Source organism: Nocardioides zeae (assembly GCF_010686755.1).
Lineage (GTDB): Bacteria > Actinomycetota > Actinomycetes > Propionibacteriales > Nocardioidaceae > Nocardioides > Nocardioides zeae.
On sequence record NZ_JAAGXA010000019.1, the window covers coordinates 10,218 to 25,323 of the forward strand.

General features: G+C 72.4%; 15 protein-coding genes. 2 read left to right on the top strand and 13 right to left on the bottom strand.

What is annotated here, in order from left to right; translation table 11 throughout:
- Positions 1 to 105: 105 nt before the first annotated feature.
- From G3T38_RS19135 to G3T38_RS19150, 4 genes are all read right to left on the bottom strand, one after another.
- Positions 106 to 1,767: an RCC1 domain-containing protein gene (locus tag G3T38_RS19135; protein ID WP_163774183.1), complete on the bottom strand. Its 1,662-nt coding sequence runs from the start codon at positions 1,765 to 1,767 to the stop codon at positions 106 to 108.
- A 134-nt stretch (positions 1,768 to 1,901) separates the two neighbouring features.
- On the bottom strand, positions 1,902 to 2,936 hold the full coding sequence (gene fbaA, locus G3T38_RS19140) for a class II fructose-bisphosphate aldolase (protein ID WP_163774185.1): 1,035 nt from the start codon (positions 2,934 to 2,936) through the stop codon (positions 1,902 to 1,904).
- Positions 2,937 to 3,026: 90 nt separating this feature from the next.
- Positions 3,027 to 4,124 carry a magnesium/cobalt transporter CorA gene (corA, locus tag G3T38_RS19145; protein WP_420846837.1) on the bottom strand — a complete coding sequence of 366 codons (1,098 nt, stop codon included), beginning with the start codon at positions 4,122 to 4,124 and terminating at the stop codon, positions 3,027 to 3,029.
- A 149-nt stretch (positions 4,125 to 4,273) separates the two neighbouring features.
- Positions 4,274 to 4,711, bottom strand: a complete 438-nt coding sequence (locus tag G3T38_RS19150; RefSeq protein WP_163774242.1) for an Hsp20/alpha crystallin family protein — start codon at positions 4,709 to 4,711, stop codon at positions 4,274 to 4,276.
- Positions 4,712 to 4,837: 126 nt separating this feature from the next.
- On the opposite strand from G3T38_RS19150, the gene G3T38_RS19155 reads away from it, so the two are divergent.
- Positions 4,838 to 5,137: a MerR family transcriptional regulator gene (locus G3T38_RS19155; RefSeq protein WP_163774189.1), complete on the top strand. Its 300-nt coding sequence runs from the start codon at positions 4,838 to 4,840 to the stop codon at positions 5,135 to 5,137.
- Here the strand turns inward: G3T38_RS19155 and G3T38_RS19160 are convergent.
- The 9 genes from G3T38_RS19160 to G3T38_RS19200 all read right to left on the bottom strand — a co-directional run bounded on the left by G3T38_RS19160 (position 5,134) and on the right by G3T38_RS19200 (position 12,597).
- Complete coding sequence (locus G3T38_RS19160; RefSeq protein WP_163774244.1) at positions 5,134 to 5,778, bottom strand: TrmH family RNA methyltransferase; 645 nt, start codon at positions 5,776 to 5,778, stop codon at positions 5,134 to 5,136. The two genes, G3T38_RS19155 and G3T38_RS19160, sit on opposite strands and share 4 nt — an antisense overlap.
- Before the next feature lie 64 nt (positions 5,779 to 5,842).
- Complete coding sequence (locus G3T38_RS19165; RefSeq protein WP_338037766.1) at positions 5,843 to 6,565, bottom strand: DedA family protein; 723 nt, start codon at positions 6,563 to 6,565, stop codon at positions 5,843 to 5,845.
- A gap of 108 nt (positions 6,566 to 6,673) precedes the next feature.
- On the bottom strand, positions 6,674 to 7,228 hold the full coding sequence (gene pyrE, locus G3T38_RS19170) for an orotate phosphoribosyltransferase (protein WP_163774191.1): 555 nt from the start codon (positions 7,226 to 7,228) through the stop codon (positions 6,674 to 6,676).
- An 11-nt stretch (positions 7,229 to 7,239) separates the two neighbouring features.
- Complete coding sequence (thpR, locus tag G3T38_RS19175; protein ID WP_163774193.1) at positions 7,240 to 7,803, bottom strand: RNA 2',3'-cyclic phosphodiesterase; 564 nt, start codon at positions 7,801 to 7,803, stop codon at positions 7,240 to 7,242.
- 137 nt (positions 7,804 to 7,940) lie between these two features.
- Positions 7,941 to 8,789, bottom strand: a complete 849-nt coding sequence (locus G3T38_RS22830; protein WP_163774195.1) for a type IV toxin-antitoxin system AbiEi family antitoxin domain-containing protein — start codon at positions 8,787 to 8,789, stop codon at positions 7,941 to 7,943.
- 200 nt (positions 8,790 to 8,989) lie between these two features.
- A complete protein-coding gene (locus G3T38_RS19185) occupies positions 8,990 to 10,135 on the bottom strand; it encodes an acyl-CoA dehydrogenase family protein (RefSeq protein ID WP_163774197.1) in 1,146 nt (381 codons plus the stop codon).
- A 75-nt stretch (positions 10,136 to 10,210) separates the two neighbouring features.
- Complete coding sequence (locus tag G3T38_RS19190; RefSeq protein WP_338037774.1) at positions 10,211 to 11,233, bottom strand: TlpA family protein disulfide reductase; 1,023 nt, start codon at positions 11,231 to 11,233, stop codon at positions 10,211 to 10,213.
- Positions 11,230 to 11,883, bottom strand: coding sequence for a hypothetical protein (locus G3T38_RS19195; RefSeq protein ID WP_163774200.1), 654 nt, complete (start codon positions 11,881 to 11,883; stop codon positions 11,230 to 11,232). The genes G3T38_RS19190 and G3T38_RS19195 overlap by 4 nt, the downstream gene beginning before the upstream one ends.
- A 201-nt stretch (positions 11,884 to 12,084) precedes the next feature.
- Positions 12,085 to 12,597 carry a hypothetical protein gene (locus tag G3T38_RS19200; protein WP_163774202.1) on the bottom strand — a complete coding sequence of 171 codons (513 nt, stop codon included), beginning with the start codon at positions 12,595 to 12,597 and terminating at the stop codon, positions 12,085 to 12,087.
- Positions 12,598 to 12,828: 231 nt separating this feature from the next.
- Between G3T38_RS19200 and glgX the strand changes: the two genes are divergently transcribed.
- Positions 12,829 to 15,027 (top strand): glycogen debranching protein GlgX, encoded by a 2,199-nt coding sequence (gene glgX, locus G3T38_RS19205; protein WP_163774204.1) that lies wholly within the window; start codon positions 12,829 to 12,831, stop codon positions 15,025 to 15,027.
- The last annotated feature ends 79 nt before the right edge of the window (positions 15,028 to 15,106 follow it).

The following is a 15,106-nucleotide window of genomic DNA, read 5'->3' on the forward strand; positions in this document are numbered from 1 at the left end:
CCCCCCCCCCCGCGCCGCCGCCGGCGCCCCCCCCCCCGCGGGGGGGGCGGGGCCCCCCCCCCCCCCCCCCCCCCCCCCCCCCCCCCACGACCGGGGCCGGTTCGCTCAGCCGATGCCCACGATCTGCGTGGGCGTGGCCCCGCTGCTGACACCGTCGCCGTCGGCACGCTCGCCGTTGGCGTCGCTGCCCCACGAGTGGAACGTGCCGTCCGCGGCAAGGGCGAAGGACGTGGAGCGCATGCCGCTGGCCGCGACGATCGTGCGCCCGGCGAGGGACGACGGCGACCCGGTGGCCACTGCGCCGGGGAGGCCCTGGTTGGTCGTGCCTCCCCAGCCGAGCTGCGAGGCGCCGTTCGCGCCCCAGGAGTGGAGCGTGCCGTCGCTGGCGACGGCCAGCGCGTGCTGCTGCCCCCCGGCGATCGCCACCACGGCCTTGCCCGCCAGCGAGGACGAGCCGGTGGTCGCCACGGGGGTCGGCACGGACAGGGTGCCGCCGAGCGTCGCCGAGGAGCCGAGCTGACCCTGGGCGTTGGTGCCCCACGCGTGGACGGTCCCGTCGACCGCCAGCGCCAGGGTGTAGTTCGCGCCGGCCGCGACCGCGCTCACGCCCGCCTGGGTCCCCGGCGTGCTGGAGACGAGCGCGGGCACGGCGCGCGAGCCTCCGACGGTGCCCTGCCCGAGGACGCCCGAGGAGTTCCGCCCCCAGCTGTGGAGGTTCCCGTCCGCGTCGAGCGCGAGGCTGTGGCCGTTGCCGGCGGCGATCGCCACGATCCGCCGACCCTCGAGGCTGGAACCGACCATGGTCCCCACCTGCACGGGGAGCGACCGGCTGTCGGTCGTGCCGTCGCCGAGCTGGCTGTCGCTGTTGCGACCCCAGGCGTGCACCGTGCCGTCCGACGCGAGGGCCAGCGAGAAGAACGCGCCGACGGCGATGGCGGTGACGGTGCGCCCCGCCAGCGACGACCCCTGCGCCGTCGAGACCGACCCGGGGACGAGGTTGCTGGTGGCGGTCCCGTTGCCCAGCTGGCCGTAGGTGCTGCGGCCCCAGCCGTGGACCGTCCCGTCGGCCGTCAGCGCGAGCATGTGCTCGTCACCGGCGGCCAGGGACACCACGTCGCGCCCCGCAAGCGTCGACGGAGCCGTCGCGCTCACCGCCGCAGGCAGGTAGGCGATGCTCGCGCTCGAACCGACGCCCAGCTGTCCCTCCGTCTGCGTGCCCCAGGTGAACGCACGCCCATCGGCGTACGCCCCCGTGAACCTGCCCGCCGTCCCGACGGGACCGGAGGGCGACAGTCCGCGGGCGGCCTGCGCGAAGCTCCAGGAGACGGGCGAGACCGTTCCCGACGGATCGCTCAGGCTGGCCACGACGTCCGCGGTCGTCCCCCCGGCGACCCCGACGACCAGCACCGGCGCGGTGGCTACGCCACGTGCGTCGGAGGCGACGACGACCGAGGTGACGGCGACGCCGGCGCTGTCGACCAGGCGGAGCCAGGTCGGCGCGGGCGTGGCGAGCGTGAACGTGACCGCACGCCCGACGACCGGGGAGCCGTCCGACGGGTTCGTCACCACGACCGAGACGCCCTGCGCCTGGCCGGGGTCGAACGCGCGGGCGGACGCCGTGGTGGGCGTGCGCCTCGCCATGGCCACCGACGTGCCGGTGCTCGCTGCCCAGGCGGGCGCGGTCGCGACGACGGAGACCGCCGGCGCCGTCCAGAGGGTCGTGCGGATGACGGTGCGGCGCGAGGTGCGGGGGGTCGTGATCGACATAGGGGCACCGTCCCACGTCGCCGCGGGCGACGAGGGGGGATTCCGCAAGATAGTTCGCACCACCAACGACCGCGCGGCGCCCACCGGCCGGAGCCGGGGACGCCGCGTCGGCGAGCAGCAGGTGACGAGGGGGCTCAGGCGCCCAGCGTCGTGCCCGCGGAGCTGAGGTCCTGGCAGGCCTCCACGATGCGCGCGGACATGCCGGCCTCGGCGGCCTTGCCCCACGCGCGCGGGTCGTAGGCCTTCTTGTTGCCGACCTCGCCGTCGATCTTCAGCACGCCGTCGTAGTTGCTGAGCATGTGGTCGACGACCGGGCGGGTGAACGCGTACTGCGTGTCGGTGTCGATGTTCATCTTGATGACGCCGTAGGACACCGCGTCGGCGATCTCCTGCGCGGTGGAGCCCGAGCCGCCGTGGAAGACGAGGTCGAACGGCTTGGCGCCGGCCTCGAGACCCAGCTTCGCGACCACGGCCTCCTGGGCCGCCTTGAGGATCTCGGGGCGCAGCTTCACGTTGCCGGGCTTGTAGACGCCGTGCACGTTGCCGAACGTCAGTGCCGTCAGGTAGCGGCCCTTCTCGCCGGTGCCGAGCGCCGCGACGGTGGCGAGCGCGTCCTCGGGGGTGGTGTAGAGGTGGTCGCCCAGACCGCCCTCGACGCCGTCCTCCTCGCCGCCGACGATCCCGATCTCGACCTCGAGCACGACCTTCGCCTCGGCGGAGAGGGCCAGGAGCTCCTCGGCGATGACGAGGTTCTCGTCGAGCGGCACGGCCGAGCCGTCCCACATGTGCGACTGGAACAGCGGGGCCTCGCCGCGGGCGACGCGCTCCTTCGAGATCGCGAGCAGGGGCCGCACGAAGCCGTCCAGCTTGTCCTTGGGGCAGTGGTCGGTGTGCAGGGCGATGTTGACCGGGTAGCTCTTGGCGACCTCGGCGGCGTAGGCGGCGAACGCGACGGAGCCGGTCACCATGTTCTTGATCGACGGGCCGGAGAGGTACTCCGCGCCGCCCGTCGAGATCTGGATGATGCCGTCGGAGCCCGCGTCCGCGAAGCCCTTGAGGGCGGCGTTGAGGGTCTGGGACGACGAGACGTTGATAGCCGGGTAGGCGAACGACCCGGCCTTGGCCGCGTCGAGCATCTCGGCGTACTTCTCCGGGGTGGCGATGGGCATCGTGCGCTCCTCGAGGGATCGGGTGGGATCGCGGTCACCCTAGCGCCGTCGCGGCACCCCCGGACGACGCGGGCTGGACCACACCGGGCCTCAGAGCCACCCGCGGCGGCGGAACACCAGGAAGAGCACCAGCCCGACGAGCAGCATCATGCCGAGCGCCATCGGGTAGCCGTAGCGCCAGTCGAGCTCGGGCATCTCCGCGAAGTTCATGCCGTAGACCCCGCCGACGAGGGTCGGCGCGAACAGGATGGCGGCCCAGGAGGAGATGCGCTTCACCTCCTCGCTCTGGTCGATGCCGTGCTCGGAGAGGGCCTTCATCTCCTCGTTCTGCTGCTGGGCGACCAGCGTCGCGTTGACCGTGAGGATGTCGCGGAGCAGCTGCCGGAACTCGTCGACCTGCTCGACGACCACGGTGAGGTGGTCGTCGACGTCGCGCAGGTAGCGCCGCAGCTCCTCGTCGACGCCGTACTTGCCGAAGCCGGCGGCCAGCCCCTTGACCACGGCGACGAGCGGCCGGGTGGCGCGCTGGAACTCGACGACCTCACGGGTCAGCTCGTAGATGCGCCGCGACACGGACGGGTCGCCGCGGAACACCTCGTCCTCGATCTCGTCGATGTCGTTCTCGAGACCCGCCACGACGGGCGCGTAGCCGTCGACGACGCGGTCGAGGATCGCGTAGAGCACCGCTTCCGGGCCCAGGCGGAGCAGGTCCGGGTCGGTCTCGAGCCGCTGCCGGACCGCGGCCAGGTCGGGCGCCTCGCTGTGGCGGACGCTGATGACGAAGTCGGGCCCGACGAACACGTGCACCTCGCCGAACTCGACCTCCTCCCGCTCGTCCACGTAGCGCGCGGGGCGCAGCACGACGAAGAGCGTGTCGTCGTAGCGCTCGAGCTTCGGCCGCTGGTGGGCCACGACGGCGTCCTCGACGGCCAGCTCGTGCAGGTCGAACTCGGCGGCGAGCGACGCGAGCTCGTGCAGCTCGGGACGGTAGAGCCCGATCCAGGCCGTGCCCTCCGTGTGCTCCCGCAGGCTCCGGTACGTCGCGGCGAGGCCCCCGGGGGACGCGACGCGTCGACCCTCGACGTACACGGCGCTGTCGATCACGCTGCGGCCGTGCTGCTCGGGCGGCACCGCCACCTCGGGCTCGGCAGCACCGGGGACGAGCGGACGGAACGGGCGACGGTTCACGGTGCACCTCCTCGGGACGGACACGCCACGGTACGACGCGTGGCCGGCCCCCGAGGGACGGGAGGGTGGACGGCACACGACGAGGCGCCCCCGCCGGTGACGGCGGGGGCGCCCCTCGCGATCGTTCGGATCGATCCGCGGCTGCGGGATCAGGCCTCGATCGCGCGCTCGACCGGGTCGCCGGTCTGGGCGACGGCGATCTTGCGCGGCTTGGCCCGCTCCGCGATCGGGACGACCAGTCGGAGCACGCCGTCGGCGTAGCCCGCCTCGATGCGGTCCAGGTCGAGGTTGTCGCCGAGCACGAGCTGACGGGTGAACGTGCCGCGCGTGCGCTCGTTGGCGAGCATCTCCCAGTCGCCGTTGCGGGCGACCCGCTCGGCCTTGACGGTGAGGACGTTGCGCTCGACGTCGAGGTCGATGCTGTCGGCGCTCACGCCCGGCAGGTCGAACTCGATGACGAAGCGGTCACCCTCCCGCCACGCGTCCATCGGCATCACCGCGGGCCGGTTCGTCGTGCCGGCCGGGCCGGTCAGCTGGGCCGCGAGACGGTCGAACTCGCGGAAGGGATCGATGGTTCGGAGCAGCATCACGGATTCCTCCTTCGGATCGACGATCACCGGGGCGGTGATCGTGGTGTTCTCACACCACTTAATCTGACGCCTCCGTTATATATTCCATGTCGCGCCAGGAATCAAGTGTGCGACGATGCGGCGGTGGCACGACGACGGACGACCGGGGTCTTCGCGATCTCCGTGGCGGCGGACATGGTCGCGATGCAGGTGCAGAACCTCCGCGTCTACGAGCGGCGGGGCCTCCTGACGCCCGACCGCACGGCCGGCGGCACGCGGCTCTACAGCGAGGCCGACATCGAGCGGCTCGAACGCATCCGCGACCTGCTCGGCGAGGGCCTCAACATCGCCGGGGTCGCCCGGGTGCTCGCCCTCGAGGACGAGGTGGCCCGGCTGCGCGCCGAGAACACCCGGCTCCGCGGGGCGGGCGGACCCCGGGCCTAGCCGCGCCAGACCGGGTCGGCGCCGAGGTCGGCGTGGGCCCGCACCCAGGCGTGCATGGCGATGGCCGCGGCCGAGCTCGCGTTGATCGAGCGGGTGGAGCCGAACTGGGCGATCGAGAAGGTGCCGTCGCAGACCGCACGCGCCTGCTCGGAGAGGCCCGGCCCCTCCTGGCCGAAGAGGAAGCACACGTCGTGGGGCACGGCCATCGTCTCGAGGTGGGCCGACCCCGGCAGGTTGTCGATGCCGAGCAGCCGCACGGGTGCCGGCAGGGCGTGGAGGTGGTCGGCGAGCTCCGGGACCGACGCGTGGTGGCGCACGTGCTGGTAGCGGTCCGTCACCATCGCCCCCCGCCGGTTCCAGCGGCGGTTGCCGACGATGTGCACCTCGGCCGCCAGGAACGCGTTCGCCGTGCGCACGATCGTGCCGATGTTGAAGTCGTGCTGCCAGTTCTCGATGGCCACGTGGAACCCGTGCCGGCGCGTGTCGAGGTCCGCCACGATCGCCTCGAGGCTCCAGTAGCGGTACCGGTCCACCACGTTGCGTCGGTCCCCCGCCGCGAGGAGCTCCGGGTCGTACTGCTCCCCCGTGGGCCACGGTCCCTCCCACGGCCCCACCCCGACCTCGGCGGGGCCGTGGGGCATGGGGTCGTACGGCGCGCGCCCGCCCGCGTCGTACCCCTCCGTCACGACCGGGCCACCACGGAGCTCACGCCTCCTCGACCCCGTCGGGGTCGTGGGGGTTGCGGTGGTGGCGCGACCGGCGGATCTGGCGCACGCGGAAGACGACGAACCAGGCGACGAAGAGGACGACCGCGACGATGACGACCTTCTGGACGATGCCCATGTAGGGCTCGACCCGGTACCACTGGTCGCCCGCGAAGTAGCCGGCCATCACCCACAGGGAGTTCCAGATGAGGCTGCCCAGGGTGGTGAGCACGACGAAGATCCCGATGGGCATCCGCTCGATGCCCGCGGGCACCGAGATGAGGCTCCGGAAGATCGGCAGCATCCGCCCGAAGAACACCGCCTTGCGGCCGTGCTTGGCGAACCAGGCCTCCGTGCGCTCGAGGTCCTCGGTCTTCACCAGGGGCATCCGCTCCCAGATCCAGTACATGCGGTCGCGACCGAAGACGACGCCCAGGTAGTAGAGGACGATCGCGCCGAAGACCGACCCGGCCGTCGTCCACAGGATCGCCTCGGCGATCGTGAACTCACCGCGCGCCGCCGTGAAGCCCGCGAGCGGCAGGATCACCTCGCTGGGCAGCGGCGGGAACAGGTTCTCGAGCGCGATCGCGATGCCGGCGCCGACCGGACCGATCTTCTCCATGAGGTCGACCGCCCACCCGGCGAAGCCGGTCAGGTCGTTCGGGTCGTGGGGATCGCTCGCTGCGAGCACGGTCAGGCCAGGCAGGATGCTGGTCGGGATCACCCGGCGAGGATAGCCAGCAGGAACCCGGCGCACGGGAGGCGACGCCGTGCCCGGCGTCACCCTCGCCTCTGCTACCGGCCCGGTTGCCACCGGTCCACCGGCTTCGGCTCAGATGTCGAGCTCGGCCTTGCCCACGGCGTACCGGTAGGGCACGCCCTGCTCCTCGACCCGCTCGGCCGCCCCCGTGTCGCGGTCGACGATGACGGCGACCCCGACGACCTCGGCACCTTCGGCACGCAGCGCGGCGACCGCCTCGAGCACCGAGCCGCCGGTGGTGGAGGTGTCGTCGACGGCCAGCACGCGGCGGCCCTTCACCGGGGGGCCCTCGATGAGCTTCTGCAGGCCGTGCACCTTCTGGGCCTTGCGCACGACGAAGGCGTCGAGCACCCGGCCGTCGGCCGCCGCCTGGTGCAGCATCGCGGTGGCCACGGGGTCGGCGCCGAGCGTGAGGCCACCGACCGCGTCGTACTCCCAGTCGGCCGTCAGCTCCAGCATCGTGCGACCGATCGCCGGCGCCGCCGCGGCGTCGAGGGTCACGCGCCGCATGTCGACGTAGTAGCTCGCCGTCGCGCCCGAGCTCAGCGTCACCTCGCCCCGCACGATGGCCTTCTCGTTGACCTGGGCGAGGACGGTCCGCTTCGCGGGGGAGTCAGGAGCGCTCATGGGCGCTCAGACTAGTGGCCGCCGAGGGGCGCGGTCGCGAGCACCTCGTGCCGTGGGCGGCGCCCCGCCCCCTCGCCGAGGTGCGACGCCACGACGGCCACCTCGTCGACGACCCAGGACGGACCCGCGTAGGCGTCGAGCAGCTTCACCCAGTCGTCCAGCCCGACCGGACGTCCCGAGCGCGCCACCGTGACGTGCGGACGGAACCGGGCGCCGTCGACCGGCGCACCGGCGGTCGCGTACGCCGCCCGCGCACCCCTCGCCAGGGCCTCCAGCTCGCCCTCGGCCGCGGTGGGGGCACCGACCCACAGCACCTTGCCGGCGTCCGGGTGGGGGAACGCCCCGCCTCCGGCGAGGCGCACCTCGAACGGCGTACGGCGCGCCGCCGCCACCGCGGTCCGCTCGAGCACCTCGTCGAGGCGCCACTCCTCGACCTCCGCGGCGAAGGCCAGCGTGAGGTGGAACGCGTCGCCGCGCGTCCAGCGGAGGTCGGCCGCCGCGCGACGGACGTCGAGGAACGCGTCGAGGTGGGCCGCCACGTCGTCGGGCGGGAGGACGGCGGTGAAGAGGCGCATCACCGCGGAGCCTAGGAGCGGAGCGACCGGCGCGCACCCGGGTTTCCGGGTCGCCGGCGCGGAGAACCGACGTGCGCCGGGCCGTGAAAGCGGTTGCACGGCGACGTTCTCCGGCGTTGCGGACAGGCACCTCACGCTCACGCGTAGCGCGCCAAGCAGGTCACCACCCACTCCGGGTCGTGCATGACCTGCCACCAGGTGAAGCGCAGGACGGTCCAGCCCGCCACGGTCAGGGCCGTGTAGCGCAGGCAGTCCGCCTGGAACGCCTCCTTGGTGCCGTGGAACTCCCAGGAGTCGGCCTCCAGCACGAGGCGCCGACCGACGTCCACGACGTCAGGACGGACCGTCGCCGGCGCCGTGCCCCGCGTCTCGGCAGGCAGCCCGATCGTGACCTGGGGCCGAACGTCCAACCCGGCTTCGACCGCGAGCGCGCGCAGCCTCGACTCGAACGGGTTGGCGGCGAGCCCCGAGGCCAGCGCGGCCGCCCGCCGGGCCCTCGCTGCCCCCTTGCCGCGCACCGATCGGGCGTCGGCCAGGAGAGTTGCGGCGTCGTACCCGTGGCGCAGGGCCGAGTCGAGCACCGGCAGGGAGTCGCGCAACGGCAGCCGCCGCGCGCAGTCGAGGACGGTCAGCCGCTGGGAGGTCACCCGGCCCGTCGAGGCGTCGACCTCACCCCAGATGGTGTCGACACCCGTGCGCGCATGGCCGCCCGGCGAGAGCTTGACGGTCGGGCGGTCGGGCAGGAGTGCGACCTCCCAGCCATGGGCCTGGGCTGCGTGGAGGAGCGCCACCTGGCCCCCGCACTCGGCCGCGAGCCGGACCGCGCGGTCGATGTCCGGGAGGCGGTAGAGCCCGCGGCGCACGCGCACGATCTGGCCGGACGCGACCGCCGCAGTGATGGCGCGGGGTCGGCAGCGCGCGATCTGCGCCCGGGTCGCGAGCCCGCCGCAGCGCGCGACCCGCTCGGCAGGGGTGAGCTCGTCCACTCGCCCAGCGTGGACCGAGGCACGACAGGTCGCGATCCGTCGTCCACAGGCCTGTGGAGGACGCGCCAGGCGGAGAACGGGTGGCTCGGACACCTGACCGGGGGGCCTGGAGACCCGTTCTCCGCCGTTGTGGACAGAGCCCACCGGAACGGCAACGGCCCGCCCTCCCAGCGAGGAGGACGGGCCGCGTGCGCGTCAGGTCAGAAACCCAGGTCGCGACCGATGAGCTCCTTCATGATCTCGTTCGACCCGGCCCAGATCTTCGAGACGCGGGCGTCACGCCAGGCGCGCGCCACGCGGTACTCGTTCATGAAGCCGTAGCCACCGTGCAGCTGGACGCAGTGGTCGAGCACGTCGTTCTGGATCTCGCTCGTCCACCACTTCGCCTTGGCGGCGTCGACCGGGGTGAGCTCGCCCTTCGCGTGGGCGGCGACGCACTGGTCGAGGAACGCCTCGCTGACCTCGATCTTGGTGACGAGCTCGGCGAGCAGGAACTTCGAGTGCTGGAACTGGCCGATGGACTGGCCGAACGCCTTGCGGTCCTTCGCGTACTGGACCGTCTCCAGCAGGATCTGCTTCGCGTGGGCGATGTTGGACACCGCGCAGCCGAGACGCTCCTGCGGCAGCTTCTGCATCATGTGGATGAAGCCGCCGTCGAGCTCGCCCACGATGTGGTCGTCGCCGAGGCGCACGTTCTCGAAGAACAGCTCGGCGGTGTCGGACTCGTCCTGCCCGACCTTGTCGAGCTTGCGGCCCCGGCTGAAGCCCTCCGCCGTGGCCGGGATCGCGAAGAGCGTGATGCCCTTGGCCTTCTTCTCCGGGCTGGTGCGCACGGCGGTCAGCACGATGTCGGCGGAGTATCCGTTGGTGATGAACGTCTTGGACCCGTTGATGACCCACTCGTCGCCGTCGCGCACGGCCGTGGTCTTCAGCGCGGCCAGGTCGGAGCCGCCGGACGGCTCGGTCATGCCGATCGCGAGGAGGATCTCGCCCGCGGCGACACCCGGCAGCCAGCGCTGCTTCTGCTCCTCCGTGCCGAGCGCGACGATGTAGGGCGCCGTGATGTCGGCGTGGATGCCCCAGCACGAGCCGAGGGCGGCATTGACCTTGCTCAGCTCCTCGCCCATGACGGCGTTGAACCGGTAGTCGCCGGCGCCGGCGCCGCCGTACTCCTCCGGGATCTCCAGCCCGAGGAAGCCCTGCTTGCCCGCCTCGAGCCAGAACTCGCGCGGGATCCCCTTCTTCTCGGCGTAGGCCTCCACCTCGGGGATGACCGAACGCTCCAGGAACTCCCGCACCGAGCTGCGGAACGCCTCGTGGTCCTCGTCGTAGATCTCACGCTTCACGAGGCGTGAGGCTACCTATCGGTAACTCGGCTGTCATCAGCGGCGCGGATGAGGCGCTGGTCACACGCGGGCGACCTAGGGACCGGCCTCCTCGACCGCCGCCAGCGTGCCGGCGAGCAGGCCGAAGACCTCGTCGACGCCCGCGGCGACCCGGGTCGCGATCCGACCGTCGACCCCGATGAGCACCGCGGCGGGCGTGCCCGGCACGTCGAGCGCCGCTGCCACCCCGGCCGCGCCGAGCGCCAGCAGGGGCTCGAGCGCGGGGAAGTCGCGGAGCACCGCGTCCCGGTCCGCGGAGGTGACGACGAGGATCCGCGCCCCACGCCCGAGGTCGTCCTGCCACGCCGGCAGCTCGGCCAGCACCTCGCGACAGGTGCCGCAGGTCGGGCTCGCGAGCACGAGCAGGAGGCCGTGGTCACCGGCGAGGTGCCGCAGGCTCCGCACCTGGCCGCCCGCCAGCACGACCTCGACGTCGGGCACCTCCGCACCGGTGCGGTCGGGGATCCCGTTGACGTCGAGGGGGTACGCCGCGGCGTCGGCCCCGCGCGCGACCACCGGCCCGGCGGACACCCGCGCGCGGGCGACGCCCAACGCCGCGGTGAGCAGCAGGACGAGCCCGAGCAGCCCGGCACCGAGGAGACCGGTGACCACGTCGGGCGTCGCCTCCCGGGCCACCGCCCGCACGAGCCCGCCCTCCCCCACGACGAGCGCGACGACGGCGAGCCCCGCCAGCCCGGCGGTGCGCGTCACGGCCAGCCCCGACACGGGCTCGGTCGACCAGGCGCCGAAGCACCCGCAGGACGCGCCGTCGCCGCGGCGTACCGCCCGCGCGAGGACCACCGCGAAGACGCCGAGCAGCGCGGCGGCGCCGGCGGCGGCCACCGTGGCGAGGGGATCCGGCAGCAGGAGCCCGACGGCGAGGGCCCCCTCCACCCCGGCCAGCGCGTACGGCGCGGCCCGCCACCCCCGCCACGGCGCAGGCGCGAGGGAACGCCACCCGGCGCGCGCCGCGTCGGGGTCGCACAGCTTCGCGAACGCAGCGACCGCCAGCACCCCCCAGAGGGTGCTGGCGGTCGCGACGTGCAGTGCGGTGCTCAGAGGATGCCGGCTCCGACCGGGACGGCGACCGTCGAGGCGGCGGTCCGCGTGAGGCCGTTGCCGAAGTCGACGACGATCGTCACCGGGTAGCTCGCGGTCGCCCCGATGGACAAGCCGGTGCTGACTCCAGCCAGCCCCAGCACGAGAGGGAGGGCGAGGGAACCGTTGGACGGGACGGCCACCGGCAGCGTGGTCGTGAAGGTGGTCAGGGGGAACCCGTACTGACCCACGATCGGCGCCGACTGGTACGTCGTCGTGCGCTGGCCCGACGTGGACTGCACTCCGTTGAACGAGTAGACGCCGAACCCCCGAGCCCGGCCGACGGAGACGTTGATGCCGGACGGGCGCCCGACCGTCACCGTGACCGTGACCGCTTGGCTGACCAGTCCGGGTCCGTTCGTGATCGTGACCTCCGTCGGCACCGTCACGAGCGCCGACGCGGTGAGGGTCCCCCCACCGTCCACCAGGTTCAGCGTCAGGAACGAGGTCTCGAGGCCGGTCACCGCGAGGGTCGTGCTGTTCACCGATGCCGACGCCGGCGGCGCAGCGGCCACGACGGCGACGGCAGGCACCGACCAGGCGGCGGTGCGGGCGATGGCGCGGCGGCTGACGAGCCCTGGACGCGGCTCGGACTCACGGATGTCGGTCATGTGCTCCCCTGACGTCGAAGCCCGCCGGAACCCCTCCGCGGGACCTGCCCAGCACCGTAGCGAGAAACGGACCGGGCAGGTTCACGATGACGCACCAACACCCAAGAAGGTGAGAGCCTGCCGAATTCTTTACCTTGGCCCGGACCCGCGAGCAGGGCTCCAGGCCCCGCGAGATCTGCGCCGGGCCCGCCGCACCTCGGGTCAGGCGCCGACCTGGCAGCCGAGCAGCCCGGCGACACCCGAGTCGACGTAGCGCAGCTCCGCCGTCGTCTTGGGGTTGCCGGACGACGTGAAGCCCGCCGGGAGGATGACGGTGGCCGTCGTGACGGTCGCGACGCTCACGTTGAGGAGGCGGTTCAACGTGATCTTCTGGTTGGCCGCCAGCCCCGCCGAGAGGCTGTAGTTGCCACCACCGAGCTCGACGACCCCGGTGGGGGCGCTGACGTTGACGGCCACCCCGTTGGTCGAGTTGATCGCGACGATGGTGCCAGCCGGGAGCCCGGCCGCGCCTGCGGTGAGGTCGAAGCCCGAGTTGATGACGCCGGCGACCGCGCCGCAGTGCGCGGTGATCGCGTAGTAGCCGACGTCGGTCGTCGACGCCGCGAACGCCGGCGCGGCGGACACGACGGCGACGGCCGGGACGGACCAGGCGGCGGTGCGGGTGACGGCGCGGCGGCTGACGAGGCGCCGTCCGTCGTTCTGGATCTCGGTCATGTCGTGCTCCCCTGACGGTCGGATCGGCAGGCCGGGGAACCCATCCCAGCCTGTCGGGATCATAAGCACGATTGCGCGCGGCGTCTCTAGGCTTCCGCAATTTCAAGGGTTGGATCTTCAAGATTTGACCAAGGTGACCCGTCGAAAGGGTGAGGGCCGCGCCGCCTGGGCACCGCGTTTCGGAGCCCTGCCTCTAATGGGGACGACACTGACGATCAGGGAGGGCACCTCGTGGAGGTCTGGCCAGGCACGGCGTACCCGTTGGGCGCGACGTTCGACGGAAGCGGCACCAACTTCGCGCTGTTCAGCGAGGTGGCGGAGCGGGTGGAGCTCTGCCTCCTCGACCCCGACCCGGAGGGCGGGGGCGGGTTTACAGAGACGCGCGTCGAGCTCACCGAGGTCGACGCGTTCGTGTGGCACGCGTACCTGCCCACGGTGCAGCCGGGCCAGCACTACGGCTACCGGGTGCACGGCCCGTGGGACCCGTCGAACGGCCTGCGGTGCAACCCCGCCAAGCTGCTCCTGGACCCGTACGCGAAGGCCACGAGCCGCGACATCGACTGGGACCCGGCGCTGTTCTCCTACGTCTTCGGCGAGGAGGACACGCGCAACGACGACGACTCCGGGCCGCACATGATGCACAGCGTCGTCATCAACCCGTTCTTCGACTGGGAGGGCGACCGGCGACCGCGCACGCCGTACGAGGAGAGCGTGATCTACGAGGCGCACGTCAAGGGCCTCACGCAGCTCCACCCCGACGTCCCCGAGGACATCCGGGGCACCTACGCCGCGCTCGCGCACCCGGCGGTGACGGAGCACCTCACCAAGCTGGGCATCACGGCGATCGAGCTCATGCCGGTGCACCAGTTCGTGCAGGACAACACCCTGATCGAGAAGGGCCTGCGCAACTACTGGGGCTACAACACGATCGGCTTCTTCGCTCCCCACGCCTCCTACGCCGCGCACGGCGACGGGCAGCAGGTGCAGGAGTTCAAGTCGATGGTGAAGGCGATGCACGAGGCGGGCATCGAGGTCATCCTCGACGTGGTCTACAACCACACCGCCGAGGGCAACCACCTCGGTCCGACGCTCAGCTTCAAGGGCATCGACAACCCGGCGTACTACCGCCTGGTCGAGGACGACCAGCGCTACTACATGGACTACACGGGCACGGGCAACAGCCTCAACGTGCGGCACCCGCACTCGTTGCAGCTGATCATGGACTCGTTGCGCTACTGGGTGACCGAGATGCACGTCGACGGCTTCCGCTTCGACCTCGCCTCGACCCTGGCGCGCGAGTTCTACGACGTGGACCGGCTGGCGACGTTCTTCGAGCTCGTGCAGCAGGACCCGGTGGTGAGCCAGGTGAAGCTCATCGCCGAGCCGTGGGACGTCGGCCCCGGCGGCTACCAGGTCGGCGGGTTCCCCCCGCAGTGGACCGAGTGGAACGGCAAGTACCGCGACACCGTCCGCGACTTCTGGCGCGGCGAGCGGATCCTCGGCGACTTCGCCTCGCGGCTCGCGGGCTCCAGCGACCTCTACGAGAACTCGGGGCGTCGACCGTTCGCGAGCATCAACTTCATCACCGCCCACGACGGCTTCACGATGCGCGACCTCGTGTCCTACAACGAGAAGCACAACGAGGCCAACGGCGAGGACGGCAACGACGGCGAGAGCCACAACCGGTCGTGGAACCACGGCGTCGAGGGCGAGACGGACGACCAGGACGTGCTCGCCCTGCGGGCACGCGACCAGCGCAACCTCATCGCCACCCTGCTGCTCAGCCAGGGCGTGCCGATGCTCCTCCACGGCGACGAGCTGGGACGCACGCAGGGCGGCAACAACAACACCTACGCCCAGGACTCCGAGATCGCGTGGGTGCACTGGGACGCCGCCGACCGGCCCCTGGTCGAGTTCACCGCGGCCGTCGCGCGGCTGCGGCGCGCCCACCCGACGTTCCGACGCAAGCGCTTCTTCACCGGCAGCACGGTGCGCACCCCGCTGCCCGGGGAGGAGGGCGACCGCCTCAACGACATCGTGTGGCTGCACCTCGACGGCCGCCCGATGGAGGACGGCGACTGGACCGACGGCGAGGGTGCCGCCGCGCAGGCGCTCGGCATGTACCTCAACGGCCGCGGGATCGCCGGCAAGGACCCGCGCGGCCAGGCGATCGTCGACGACCACTTCCTGCTCTACTTCAACGCCGACGGCGACTGCACGGTGACGCTGCCGCCGGCGGAGTACGCCGAGGGCTGGGACGTCGTCATCGACACGGCGGGCAAGCTGGCCGACGACTCGACCCACGCGCCGGGCGCCGAGCTGCCGCTCGCCTCCCGCAGCGTCATCGTGCTGCGCGAGCAGCAGCCCGCCGACGAGACCGAGGTCGACCACTCGGTGGCCGCCAGCATCGCGGCCCTCGCGGACGACTGACCCACCGACCGCGGCAGGACGCACGACGGCCCGGCACCCCTCGGGGTGCCGGGCCGTCGTGCTGCCCGCTTCCGGGGAC

Bases quoted from the DNA above. Each gene is read 5' to 3' on its own strand.
- G3T38_RS19160 (WP_163774244.1), bottom strand. From the start codon at position 5,778: ATGCCCCACGGCCCCGCCGAGGTCGGGGTGGGGCCGTGGGAGGGACCG.
- thpR (WP_163774193.1), bottom strand. From the start codon at position 7,803: ATGCGCCTCTTCACCGCCGTCCTCCCGCCCGACGACGTGGCGGCCCAC.
- pyrE (WP_163774191.1), bottom strand. From the start codon at position 7,228: ATGAGCGCTCCTGACTCCCCCGCGAAGCGGACCGTCCTCGCCCAGGTC.
- fbaA (WP_163774185.1), bottom strand. From the start codon at position 2,936: ATGCCCATCGCCACCCCGGAGAAGTACGCCGAGATGCTCGACGCGGCC.
- G3T38_RS19200 (WP_163774202.1), bottom strand. From the start codon at position 12,597: ATGACCGAGATCCAGAACGACGGACGGCGCCTCGTCAGCCGCCGCGCC.
- G3T38_RS19135 (WP_163774183.1), bottom strand. From the start codon at position 1,767: ATGTCGATCACGACCCCCCGCACCTCGCGCCGCACCGTCATCCGCACG.
- G3T38_RS19150 (WP_163774242.1), bottom strand. From the start codon at position 4,711: ATGCTGCTCCGAACCATCGATCCCTTCCGCGAGTTCGACCGTCTCGCG.
- G3T38_RS19195 (WP_163774200.1), bottom strand. From the start codon at position 11,883: ATGACCGACATCCGTGAGTCCGAGCCGCGTCCAGGGCTCGTCAGCCGC.